The 12,576-nt window shown below is 63.1% G+C and carries 11 protein-coding genes; all 11 read left to right on the forward strand.

Annotated features, from left to right (window positions below):
• Positions 1–5 precede the first annotated feature (5 nt).
• Positions 6–1,304, forward strand: coding sequence for an NADH-quinone oxidoreductase subunit NuoF (nuoF, locus tag ABC728_RS20315; RefSeq protein WP_416617597.1), 1,299 nt, complete (start codon positions 6–8; stop codon positions 1,302–1,304).
• Between the two features lie 21 nt (positions 1,305–1,325).
• Positions 1,326–3,392 (forward strand): NADH-quinone oxidoreductase subunit NuoG, encoded by a 2,067-nt coding sequence (gene nuoG, locus ABC728_RS20320; RefSeq protein WP_445376475.1) that lies wholly within the window; start codon positions 1,326–1,328, stop codon positions 3,390–3,392.
• A gap of 6 nt (positions 3,393–3,398) precedes the next feature.
• Positions 3,399–4,406 (forward strand): NADH-quinone oxidoreductase subunit NuoH, encoded by a 1,008-nt coding sequence (gene nuoH / locus ABC728_RS20325; RefSeq protein ID WP_416617595.1) that lies wholly within the window; start codon positions 3,399–3,401, stop codon positions 4,404–4,406.
• A 50-nt stretch (positions 4,407–4,456) separates the two neighbouring features.
• Positions 4,457–4,945 carry an NADH-quinone oxidoreductase subunit NuoI gene (gene nuoI, locus ABC728_RS20330; protein WP_416617594.1) on the forward strand — a complete coding sequence of 163 codons (489 nt, stop codon included), beginning with the start codon at positions 4,457–4,459 and terminating at the stop codon, positions 4,943–4,945.
• 100 nt (positions 4,946–5,045) lie between these two features.
• Positions 5,046–5,663, forward strand: a complete 618-nt coding sequence (locus ABC728_RS20335) for an NADH-quinone oxidoreductase subunit J (RefSeq protein ID WP_416617593.1) — start codon at positions 5,046–5,048, stop codon at positions 5,661–5,663.
• A gap of 2 nt (positions 5,664–5,665) precedes the next feature.
• Positions 5,666–5,983 (forward strand): NADH-quinone oxidoreductase subunit NuoK, encoded by a 318-nt coding sequence (gene nuoK / locus ABC728_RS20340; protein ID WP_416617592.1) that lies wholly within the window; start codon positions 5,666–5,668, stop codon positions 5,981–5,983.
• Positions 5,984–5,993: 10 nt separating this feature from the next.
• On the forward strand, positions 5,994–7,931 hold the full coding sequence (nuoL, locus tag ABC728_RS20345; protein ID WP_416617591.1) for an NADH-quinone oxidoreductase subunit L: 1,938 nt from the start codon (positions 5,994–5,996) through the stop codon (positions 7,929–7,931).
• Positions 7,932–7,949: 18 nt separating this feature from the next.
• Positions 7,950–9,530: an NADH-quinone oxidoreductase subunit M gene (locus ABC728_RS20350; protein ID WP_416617590.1), complete on the forward strand. Its 1,581-nt coding sequence runs from the start codon at positions 7,950–7,952 to the stop codon at positions 9,528–9,530.
• 3 nt (positions 9,531–9,533) lie between these two features.
• The gene (gene nuoN, locus ABC728_RS20355) at positions 9,534–10,985 is read left to right on the forward strand and encodes an NADH-quinone oxidoreductase subunit NuoN (RefSeq protein WP_416617589.1); all 1,452 of its coding nucleotides are present in this window, start codon (positions 9,534–9,536) and stop codon (positions 10,983–10,985) included.
• A gap of 125 nt (positions 10,986–11,110) precedes the next feature.
• Positions 11,111–11,782: a biotin--[acetyl-CoA-carboxylase] ligase gene (locus tag ABC728_RS20360; RefSeq protein ID WP_445376476.1), complete on the forward strand. Its 672-nt coding sequence runs from the start codon at positions 11,111–11,113 to the stop codon at positions 11,780–11,782.
• A 1-nt stretch (position 11,783) separates the two neighbouring features.
• Complete coding sequence (locus ABC728_RS20365) at positions 11,784–12,572, forward strand: type III pantothenate kinase (protein WP_416617587.1); 789 nt, start codon at positions 11,784–11,786, stop codon at positions 12,570–12,572.
• The last annotated feature ends 4 nt before the right edge of the window (positions 12,573–12,576 follow it).

Consider the following 12,576-nt stretch of genomic DNA (forward strand, 5'->3'; position numbering starts at 1 on the left):
GAACCATGCTTCGCGATGAAGACCGCATCTTCACCAACCTTTACGGTTTCGAAAGCCCCTTCCTGGAAGGGGCGAAGACCCGTGGCGATTGGGCCGGCACCAAGGACATCCTGGATCTGGGCCGGGAGAAGATCATTGAACTGGTGAAGGATTCGGGCCTGCGCGGCCGTGGCGGCGCCGGCTTCTCCACCGGCATGAAATGGTCCTTCATGCCCAAGACCAGCAATGGCCCCGTTTATCTGGTGGTCAATGCCGACGAGGGCGAGCCCGGTACCTGCAAGGACCGGGAAATCATGCGCCATGATCCGCACAAGCTGATCGAAGGCTGCCTGATCGCCGGTTTCGCCATCGGCGCCACGGCGACCTATATCTATATCCGTGGCGAGTTCTATCATGAGGCCGCCAACGTCCAGCGGGCCATCGACGAGGCTTACGCCTCCGGCCTGATTGGCAAGAATGCCTGCGGCTCCGGCTACGACCACGATGTCTATCTGCATCTGGGAGCCGGCGCCTATATCTGCGGCGAAGAGACGGCGCTGATCGAAAGCCTGGAAGGCAAGAAGGGCCAGCCCCGCAACAAGCCCCCGTTCCCCGCCATGGCCGGTCTCTACAGCCGTCCGACGACGGTGAACAATGTCGAGTCCATTGCCGTGGTGCCCACCATCCTGCGCCGTGGTTCCTCCTGGTTCGCCAATCTGGGCCGTCCCAAGAACAGCGGCACCAAGCTGTTCTGCGTGTCGGGCCATGTCAATCAGCCGGCGACGGTGGAAGAGGAGATGGGCATCCCGCTGAAGGAACTGATCGAGAAGCATTGCGGCGGCGTGCGTGGCGGCTGGGACAATTTGCTGGCCATCATTCCCGGCGGTTCCTCGGTTCCGCTGCTGCCCAAGGAAATCTGCGACACGGTCCTGATGGATTTCGACAGCCTGCGCGAGGTCCGCTCAGGTTTGGGCACGGCCGCCGTGATCGTGATGGACAAGTCCACCGACATCGTGAAGGCCATCGCCCGCCTGTCCAAGTTCTACATGCATGAAAGCTGCGGCCAGTGTACGCCGTGCCGTGAGGGCACGGGCTGGATGTGGCGCGTGATGGAGCGGCTGGTCAGAGGGCAGGCGCATGTCGAAGAGATCGACATGCTGCTGGACGTCACCAAGCAGATCGAGGGTCATACCATCTGCGCGCTGGGTGATGCGGCGGCATGGCCGATCCAGGGTCTGATGCGGCATTTCCGGCCCGAGGTGGAACGCCGTATCCTGGAATACCGCACGCACGCCGAACGCGGCGTGCGCGTGGCGGCAGAGTAAGTCGGGGGCGAAGAGGATATCATGCCCAAGCTAACCATCGACGGCGTCGAAATCGAAGTCGCTCCCGGCACCTCAGTGCTGCAGGCCTGCGAACAGCTCGGCATCGAGGTGCCGCGCTTCTGCTATCACGAACGCCTGTCCGTGCCGGCCAACTGCCGCATGTGCCTGGTGGAGGTGGAGCGCATGCCGAAGCCTGCGGCCAGCTGCGCGCTGCCGGTGGGCGAGGGCATGGTGGTGAGGACCAACACCCCGAACGTCCACAAGGCCCGCAAGGGCGTGATGGAATTCCTGCTGATCAACCATCCGCTGGATTGCCCCATCTGCGACCAGGGCGGCGAATGCGATCTGCAGGATCAGGCCGTCTCCTACGGCTATGACCGCAGCCGGTTCGAGGAGAACAAGCGGACCGTCAGCGAAAAATACATGGGTCCGCTGATCAAGACCTATATGACGCGCTGCATCCAATGCACGCGCTGCATCCGTTTCGTGGATGAGATCGCCGGTGTGGCGGCGCTGGGTGGTCTCGCCCGTGGCGAGCATCTGGAGATCACCCCGGCGCTGGAAGCCGGCGTCAATTCCGAACTGTCGGGCAATCTGGTCGATGTCTGTCCCGTCGGGGCGCTGACCAGCCGCCCCTATGCGTTCAATGCCCGCCCTTGGGAACTGCGCAAGACCGAGAGCGTGGATGTCATGGACGCGGTCGGTTCCAACATCCGCATCGACTTCCGCGGTGGGGAAGTTCTGCGCGTTCTGCCCCGTCTGAACGAGGATGTGAACGAGGAATGGATTTCTGACAAGACGCGCTATGCCATCGATGGCCTGAAGCGCCAGCGTCTGGACCGTCCCTATGTGCGGGGCGCCGACGGCAAGCTGAAGCCCGCCACCTGGGCGGAGGCTTTCGCGGCCATCCGGACGCGGCTGGCCAATGTGCCGGGCAACCGGATCGCCGGCATTGCGGGTGATCTGGTCGATGTGGAAAGCACGGTTGCGCTGAAGGACCTGCTGACGGCGCTGGGATCAGCGAACCTGGATTGCCGGCAGGATGGCGCCAGCTTCGATACCAGCGCGCGCGCCGGCTATGTCTTTAATAGCACGATCGCCGGCATCGAGAATGCCGACGCGGTGCTGCTGATCGGTACCAATCCGCGCTGGGAAGCGTCGCTGGTCAATGCCCGCCTGCGCAAGACCTACCTGACCGGCAAGCTGAAGAAGGTGGCCGTCATCGGCCAGAATGTGGACCTGACCTTCCCGACCGAATGGCTGGGCAATTCCGGTTCCGTGCTGGCCGATCTGATCAGTGGCGCCCATCCGTTCGCCGAGGTGCTGAAGGGTGCCAAGAACCCGCTGATCATCCTGGGTGCTGCGGCGCTGCGCCGTGGTGATGGTCCGGCCGTGCAGGCCGCGGCGCGCGCCCTGGCGGAAACGGTTGGGGCCGTGCGCGACGACTGGAACGGTTTCAACGTACTGCACCTGGCCGCCGGCCGCGTGGGTGCGCTGGATGCCGGCTTCCTGCCGGGTTCCGGCGGGCGCGACCTTTCCGGCATCCTGGCCGGGACGCAGTCGGGGGAGATCGAGGCGGTCTACCTGCTGGGCGCGGATGAGATTGATGCGTCAAAGTTCGGCAATGCCTTCGTGATTTATCAGGGCCACCATGGCGACCGTGGCGCCCATCGCGCCGACGTCATCCTGCCGGGTGCCGCCTATACCGAGAAGAACGCCACCTACGTCAATACCGAAGGCCGTGTGCAGCAGGCCCGGCTGGCCACCTTCCCGCTGGGAGAGGCGCGGGAGGATTGGAAGATCATCCGCGCCCTGTCGGGTGAACTGGGCCAGGCCCTGCCCTACGACACGCTGACCCAGGTGCGCCAGCGCATGGTGCAGGTGAACCCCGTCTTCGCGACGCTGGATCGCGTGGTCCCGGCGGCATGGGCTGCGTTCGGTGCGGAAGGCAATGTTGCCGATGCACATTTCACCTCGCCGATCGAGAATTTCTACATGACCGATCCGATCAGCCGCGCGTCGCAGACCATGGCTGAATGCACGGAAGCCTTTCTGAAGCCGGCCATCGCGGCCGCGGCGGCGGAGTAAGTGACGATGTGGGAATTGTGGGATCAACTGCCGCTGATCGTTCGCATCGTCGCGGGCATTCTGGTCATCGTTGTGCCGCTGCTGATCGGCATGGCCATGCTGACCTATTTCGAGCGCAAGGTGATGGCCGCCATGCAGCTTCGCCAGGGTCCCAATCTGGTGGGGCCCTTTGGTCTGCTGCAGCCCTTCGCCGACGGTCTGAAGCTGCTGGCCAAGGAAACGATCATCCCGTCGGGCGCCAACCGCGTCGTCTTCGTGGCCGCGCCGATGCTGACCTTCCTGCTGGCCCTGGTCGCCTGGGCCGTGATCCCGTTCGGTGAAGGGCTGGTGCTGGCGGATATCAATGTCGGTGTCCTTTATCTCTTCGCCATCAGTTCGCTGGGTGTCTATGGCATCATCATGGCGGGCTGGGCATCCAACTCGAAATACGCCTTCCTGGGCGGGTTGCGTGCCGCGGCGCAGATGGTCTCCTATGAGGTCTCCATCGGTCTCGTCATCATCACCGTGCTGCTGTGCGTCGGCTCTTTGAACCTGTCGACCATCGTGGAAGCGCAGAAGAATGTCTGGTTCTTCATCCCGCTGTTCCCGATGTTCATCATCTTCTTCATTTCGGCGCTGGCGGAAACCAACCGTGCCCCGTTCGACTTGCCGGAAGGTGAATCCGAACTGTCCGGTGGTTTCAACGTCGAATATTCGTCGATGACCTTCGCCCTGTTCTTCCTGGGCGAATATATCAACATGATCCTGATGAGCGGCATGACCACGGTGCTGTTCCTGGGCGGCTGGCTGCCGCCGCTGGACATTGCGCCGTTGAACTGGATACCCGGTCCGCTGTGGTTCATCGCCAAGATCTGCTTCGTGCTGTTCTGTTTCATCTGGGTGCGCGCCACGCTGCCGCGCTACCGGTATGACCAGCTCATGCGTCTGGGTTGGAAGGTTTTCCTGCCCTTCTCGCTGATCTGGGTGGTGCTGACCGCTGGTGTGCTCGTCTATTTCGACCTGCTGCCAAACTGATTTCGTGGGGGCGGGGGCCGGGGGCCGCCGCCCGATGATGGAGGTGAACCATGGCCCTGCTCGACCGTACCGCGCGCGGCCTGTTCTTGTGGGAACTCGTGAAGGGCATGTCGCTGACCTTCAGCTACATGTTCCGTCCGCGCGTGACCCTGAACTATCCGTTCGAACGCGGTCCGACCAGCCCGCGCTTTCGCGGCGAGCATGCCCTGCGCCGTTATCCCAATGGGGAGGAACGCTGCATCGCGTGCAAGCTGTGCGAGGCCATCTGCCCGGCGCTGGCCATCACGATCGAGGCCGAACCGCGCGAGGATGGCAGCCGCCGGACCACGCGCTACGACATCGACATGGTGAAGTGCATCTATTGTGGTCTGTGCCAGGAAGCCTGCCCGGTGGATGCCATCGTGGAGGGGCCGAACCTGGAATTCGCGACGGAAACCCGCGAGGAGCTTTACTATAACAAGGAAAAGCTGCTGGCCAACGGTGACCGCTGGGAAGCCCAGATCGCGGCCAATCTCGCGGCCGACGCACCTTACCGCTAATCACCATGGGCGGCCGGTTCGCCGGCCGTCTCCCGTCCTTCGCCCGGAGTATCCTCCGTGACCCAGTACCCGATGACCACAGCGCCGGAGGCGGCGTAACATGACACTGACCGCTGTCGCATTCTATGCGTTCGCTTTCGTCCTGCTGGCATCTGCCGTGCAGGTGATCACGGCCAAGAATCCCGTGCATTCGGTTCTGTTCCTGATCCTGGCCTTCTTCAACGCCGCCGGCCTGTTTGTGCTGATCGGTGCTGAATTCGTGGCCATGATCCTGGTCATCGTCTATGTCGGCGCCGTGGCGGTGCTGTTCCTGTTCGTGGTGATGATGCTCGACATCAATTTCCAGGAATTGCGACAGGGCTTCATGCGCTACATGCCGGTCGGGCTGGTGATCGGTGCCATCCTGGCGGTGGAACTGGTGTTCCTGGCCGTCACGCAACTGGCTGGCGGTCCGGTCGGGGGCACGGCCGACAATGCGCCGATCCCGCCGGTCGATCAGGTGACCAATACGGAGGCCATCGGCCAGATCCTCTATACCGACTATGTGTACGCCTTCCAGGTTTCCGGCCTGATCCTGCTGGTCGCGATGATCGGTGCCATTGTGCTGACGCTCCGGTCGCGCCCCGGCGTCCGCCGCCAGCAGATCGGCCAGCAGCTCGACCGGAAGCGGGACGAGGTTGTGCAGGTACGCAAGGTCCCGACGCGGGGGGGCGTCTGATCATGGAATTCGGCTCTATCGGCCTGGCGCATTACCTGACGCTGTCGGCCATCCTCTTCACCATCGGCGTGTTCGGGATTTTCCTGAACCGGAAGAACGTCATCATCATCCTGATGTCGGTCGAGATGATCCTTCTCGCCGTCAACATCAACCTGGTGGCCTTCTCCGTCTATCTGAACGATCTGGTGGGACAGATTTTCACCATGTTCATCCTGACCGTGGCCGCGGCGGAGGCCGCCATCGGTCTGGCGATCCTGGTGGTCTATTTCCGCAATCGCGGCACGATCGCGGTTGAAGACATCAACATGATGAAGGGTTGAGGCGGGCATCATGGAAATCGCTGCCATCTTCCTGCCCCTGCTGGGCGCCTTCATCGCCGGGTTCTTCGGGCGCATCATCGGCGACCGCGGGGCCCAGATCGTCACCTGCGCCGGCGTTCTGACCGCCGCGATCCTGTCCGTGATCCTGTTCGCGACGATCGGTTTCGGCGGACCCGAGGCCGCGCGTACCGTCGAGCTGTTTACCTGGATCGACAGCGGCACCTTCGAGGTGTCCTGGTCGCTGCGCATCGATACGCTGACCGCCGTGATGCTGGTCGTGGTGAACGGCGTGTCGTCCATGGTGCATGTCTATTCGGTCGGCTACATGAGCCACGACCCGCACCGGGCACGTTTCATGGCTTATCTGTCGCTGTTTACCTTCATGATGCTCATGCTGGTCACGGCCGACAATCTGCTGCAGATGTTCTTCGGCTGGGAGGGCGTGGGTGTCGCCTCCTACCTGCTGATCAATTTCTGGTATGAGAAGAAGAGCGCCAACGACGCCTCCATGAAGGCGTTCCTGGTCAACCGCGTGGGCGATTTCGGCTTTGCGCTGGGCATCATGGCGATCTTCGTCATCTTTGGCACCGTCCAGTTCGACGGCATCTTCGAGCAGGCGGCCGCCAAGGCCGATACCACCTTCAACTTCCTGGGCTGGGAAGTGCATGCGCTGACCTGCGCCTGCCTGCTGCTGTTCATCGGTGCCATGGGCAAGTCGGCCCAGTTGGGCCTGCACACCTGGCTGCCGGACGCCATGGAAGGTCCGACCCCGGTGTCGGCGCTGATCCACGCGGCCACCATGGTGACCGCCGGCGTCTTCATGCTGTCCCGGATGAGCCCGGTGTTCGAATATGCGCCCGTGGCCCTGGAGGTTGTGACCTATCTGGGAGCGGCGACCGCTTTCGTGGCCGCGACCATCGGCCTGACCCAGTTCGACATCAAGCGCGTCATCGCCTATTCGACGATGAGCCAGCTTGGCTACATGTTCTTCGCCATTGGTGTCGGCGCCTATCCGGCTGCCATCTTCCACCTGATGACGCACGCCTTCTTCAAGGCCCTGCTGTTCCTGGGGGCCGGCTCGGTAATCCACGCCATGTCGGACGAGCAGGACATGCGCAACATGGGCGGCATCTGGAAGCAGATCCCCGTGACCTATGCCATGATGTGGATCGGCAACCTGGCGCTGGCCGGTATCCCGTTCTTCGCGGGCTTCTACTCCAAGGACATGATCCTGGAAGTGGCCTACGCCAAGCATAGCGTTGCCGGTTCCTTCGCCTTCTGGATGGGCATTGCCGCCGCCTTCATGACGGCCTTCTATTCCTGGCGCCTGCTGATCATGACCTTCCATGGCAAGCCGCGCGCGTCTGAGAAGGTGATGGCCCACGTGCATGAAAGCCCGGCCGTCATGCTGGTGCCGCTGATCGTCCTGTCGATCGGTGCCCTGTTTGCCGGTTTCGTCGCCTATCCCTGGTTCGTGGGCCACGATATGGATGCCTTCTGGGCCGGCAGCATCTTCATGCTGACGGGTGAGCACGGGACGATCGTGGAAGCCGCCCACCATGTGCCGGGCTGGGTGCCCTATGCCCCGCTGGCGGCGGGTGTGACGGGTATCGCGCTGGCCTATGTCTTCTACATGTTCGTTCCCGGTCTGCCCGGCGCCTTCGTCAATACCTTCAAGGCCATCCACGGCTTCGTGTTCCGGAAGTACATGTTCGATGAACTGTACAATGCGTTGTTCGTGCGCCCGGCCATGAAGCTCGGCTTCGGCCTGTGGAAGGGTGTGGATGTCGCGGTGATCGATGGGCTGGGCCCGGACGGGGCCGCAACCGTCACCCGGCGCCTGTCCCTGGCGGCCAGCCGCCTGCAGACGGGCTATGTGTACCATTATGCTTTCGTGATGGTGATCGGCGTGGTCGTGTTGGCCGGCTGGTTCTTCCTGGCGCGCTGAGGTAGGGAGTCTTTCGAAATGGCCGATGTGCCGATCCTTTCGCTGACGACGTTCCTGCCCCTTGTCGGCGCCCTGTTCATCCTGCTCATCCGCGGAGAGCAGGAGACGGTCGCCCGCAACGCCAAGAGTGTGGCGCTGTGGACGTCGATCATCACCTTCATCGTCTCGCTGTTCATCCTGACCGGCTTCGACCCCTCCAACCCCGGCTTTCAACTGGTGGAGGAGGTGGCCTGGCTGCCGGCCTTCAACATCTCCTATATCAAGGGTGTCGACGGCATTTCCGTTTGGTTCGTGCTGGCTTCCACCCTGCTGACCCCCATCTGCGTGCTGGCTTCCTGGGAAGCGGTGGAGAAGCGGGTCAAGGAATTCATGATCGCGCTGCTCGTGCTGGAGACCATGCTGGTCGGCATGTTCACGGCGCTGGACTTCGTGCTGTTCTATCTCTTCTTCGAAGGGGTGCTGCTGCCGATGTTCCTGATGATCGGCGTGTGGGGCGGTCCCAACCGCGTCTATGCCTCCTACAAGTTCTTCATCTACACCTTCGTCGGTTCGGTGCTGATGCTGCTGGCAATCCTGGCCATGTATCTGACAGCCGGCACCATGGACATGCGCGTGCTGGTCGACTATCCCTTCGCCAGCAACATGCAGATATGGCTGTGGCTGGCCTTCTTCATCGCCTTCGCCGTGAAGACCCCGATCTGGCCGGCCCATACCTGGCTGCCCTTCGCTCACGTGGAGGCGCCGACGGCTGGCTCGGTGATGCTGGCGGGCGTGATGCTGAAGATGGGCGGCTATGGCCTGATCCGCGCCAATATCCAGATGCTGCCGGAAGCCAGCTTCCACTTCCAGGATCTGGTGTTCGTGATGTCGATCGCCGCCATCATCTACACCTCGCTGGTGGCGCTGGCGCAGTCGGATATGAAGAAGATGATCGCCTACAGTTCCGTGGCCCATATGGGTTACGTGTCCATGGGCATCTTCGCCATGAACCAGCAGGGCCTGGATGGCGCCATGTTCCAGATGCTGAGCCACACCTTTGTGTCGGCGGCACTCTTCCTGTGCATCGGCGTTGCCTATAATCGCCTGCATACCCGCGAAATGGCGGCCTATGGCGGCATGGCCAAGAACATGCCCCGCTATGCCGTGGTCTTCGCCATTTTCATGTTCGCGTCGGTCGGCCTGCCGGGCACCTCGGGTTTCATCGGTGAGTTCCTGACCATGCTGGGCGTGTTCCAGGTCAATACCTGGTACGGCCTGCTGTCGGCCACCGGTCTGGTCCTGGGGGCGGCCTATATGCTGCTGCTCTATCGCAAGCTGTTCTTCGGCAAGCTGGAGAAGCCCGAGGTCAAGGCCATGAAGGATCTGGACTGGAAGGAGGTCACCTTCTTCGCCCCGCTGGTCGCCATCGTGATCATCATGGGTGTGTATCCGGCCAGCTTCCAGAACATCTACAACCCGACCGTGGAGAAGATCCTGGCCGATCACGAGGCGTCGCTACGGTCCGCCGGTCTGATCGAGACGGTGACACAGAACGCCGCCATCACGGTGTCCGACGTACCCGGCGAAACCCCGGCGCCCCTTCCGGTGAGCGAGAACTGAGCCATGGCTACCATTCCCGACCTGATCCCGGCGCTGCCTGAGATCTTCCTGGCCGTTGCCAGCATGGTTCTGCTGATGATCGGCGTGTTCCGGGGCGACGGCAGCCTTCGCACCGTGTCCTGGTTGTCGGTCGCCTCGCTCATCGCGACGGGGTTCCTGCTGCTGAACGGACCGGAAGGCCGCCAGGTGACCTTCAACGGCCTGTTCGTGGCCGACAGCTTCGGCCTGTTCGCCAAGCTGCTGATCCTCACCGCTTCCGCCCTGGCCATCATCCTTTCCGTCAATTACCTGGAAAAGGAGCGCGTGGCCCGGTTCGAGTATCCGGTGCTGATCGTGCTGGCCACGCTCGGCATGCTGGCCATGGTTTCGGCGAACGACCTGATCTCGCTCTATGTCGGGTTGGAACTGCAATCGCTGGCGCTTTATGTCATCGCGTCGTTCAAGCGTGATGTGGCCAAGTCGACCGAGGCGGGCCTGAAATATTTCGTGCTGGGCGCGTTGTCCTCCGGCCTGCTGCTCTATGGTGCATCGCTGATCTATGGCTTTGCCGGCACCACCAGCTTTGACAAGCTGGCCGTCGTGTTGGCGGCGGCCGAGGGGGCACCGTCGCTGGGTGTGGTTGTCGGCATGGTGTTCGTCGCCGCTGGCCTGGCCTTCAAGATTTCCGCCGTGCCGTTTCATATGTGGACGCCCGACGTCTATGAGGGCGCGCCGACTTCCGTCACGGCTTTCTTCGCCGTGGCGCCCAAGGTTGCGGCCATCACGCTGTTCATCCGTGTGCTGGTCGGCCCGTTCGGCGACCTGGTGGGCCAGTGGCAGCAGGTGATCCAGTTCTGTGCCGCCGCCTCCATGGTGATCGGCGCGCTGGGGGCCATCCAGCAGAAGAACATCAAGCGCCTGATGGCCTACAGCTCCATTGGCCATATCGGCTACGCGCTGGTCGGGCTGTCCGCCGGCTCGGTCGAGGGTGTGCGCGGCGTGCTGATCTACATGGCCATCTATCTGGCCATGAATGTCGGCGTCTTCGCCATCATCCTGTCGATGCGCCAGAATGGCCGTGCGGTGGAGGAGATCGCCGATCTGGCGGGTCTCTCCAAGACCCATCCCATGCTGGCTTTCGCCATGGCGGTCTTCATGTGGTCGCTGGCCGGCGTGCCGCCCGCCGCGGGCTTCTGGGGCAAGTGGGCCGTGTTCCTGCCGGCCATCCAGGCGGAGCTTTACGCGCTGGCCATCGTCGGCGTTGTCGCGTCGGGCATCTCCTGTTTCTATTACCTGCGCGTCATTAAGGCGATGTACTTCGATGACGTGACGGAGCCGCTGGATAATCCGGCACCGACGAACGGTATCGTGGTTGCCGGTGCGGCCCTGTTCGTCTTCCCGGTCTATATCCTGTTCCTGTCGCCGATCACCACCGGTGCGGCGGCGGCGGCGGCGGCCCTGTTCGGGGCCCGGTGACCGGCGTTTCGCGCATGGTGGCTGGATTTGACAATCGAGATGAAACGCGGGCGGCCCGGCTGCCCGCGTTTTTTCATCTGAACCGTGTAGAAGAGTGCGGCAGCACCAATGATGAGGCCAAGGCCATGGCCCGTGCCGGTGCGCCGGAGGGCTGCCTGGTACAGGCTCTGCGGCAAACGGCCGGCCGCGGCCGGCGGGGCCGGGCCTGGACCAGCGGGGAGGGGAACCTCGCCTGCTCCCTGGTGCTGAGGCCGGGCATGGCGCCGGCCGCGGCGGCGCTGGTGTCCTTCGTCGCGGCCATCGCGGTGGGGGAGGCGGTGTCGGCCCTGGTGCCAGGGCGGGTGACGCTGAAATGGCCCAATGATGTGCTGGTGGATGGTGCCAAGATATCCGGCATCCTGTTGGAATCCGAAGCGGACCGGCAGGGCGGGCTGGAATGGCTGGTGCTGGGGGTGGGCATCAATGTCCGCCATTTCCCGGATGAGGCGCTTTATCCCGCGACCTCGCTGCTGGCTGCCGGTGCCGATGTCACGGTTGAACAGGTGCTGGCGGCCTATGCCGCATCGTTCGATGGCTGGTATCGTCGTTTTCGGGACCATGGCTTCGCCCCCATCCGTGCCGCCTGGCTCAACGCTGCGCAGGGACTGGGCGGAGCCGTCACCGTGCGGCTGGCGGGGGAGAGTTTCACGGGCCGCTTCGTCGATCTGGACGGGGAGGGGGGCCTTCTGGTGGAGTGCGGTGGCGCCGTGCGGCGCGTGACGGCCGGTGACGTGTTCTTCACCGGCGGGGAGACCTGACATGCTGTTGGCCATCGATGCCGGCAATACCAATGTCGTCTTCGCCGTCTTTGACGGTGATGAGAAGCGGGCCCATTGGCGCATATCCACCGACAGCCAGCGCACGGCGGACGAATATGCCGTCTGGCTGGTGACATTGATGGGGATGAAGAATATCCGTCCGGGGGATATCGACGCAGCGATCCTGTCCAGCGTGGTGCCGTCGCAGACCTATGCGCTGATCAAGCTGACGGAGGATCATTTTGGCTGCACGCCCATGCGTGTCGGCGATCCGCAGGTCGATCTGGGGCTGGAGGTGCGGCTGACCAACCCGCGCGAGGCGGGGGCCGACCGTCTGGTCAATGCGATATCGGCCGCCGCATCCTATGCTACGCCACTGATCGTCATCGATATCGGCACCGGTACGACCTTCGATGTGGTGGATGCCGACGGGGCCTTTGCCGGGGGTGTCATCGCGCCCGGCCCGGCCCTGTCGCTGGATGCCTTGCACCGCGTGGCCGCACAATTGCCCAAGGTCGACATTGCCAAGCCGGAGCAGGCCATCGGTCGCGGCACGGTTTCGGCCATGCAGTCGGGAATGTTCTGGGGCTATACCGGGATGATTGAGGGTATCCTGAAGCGGATCATCGCCGAGCTGTCGCCGGACGGGCAGACGCCGGTGACCGTGATCGGTACGGGCGGCCTGGTGCGTCTGTTCGCCGAGGGGACCGACATGATCCACCATATTGATGGGGACCTGACGTTGCGGGGTCTCCGGCTGATCCATGAACGCAACAGCATCGCCAACTGAATTC

It is taken from the genome of Niveispirillum fermenti (assembly GCF_052474395.1).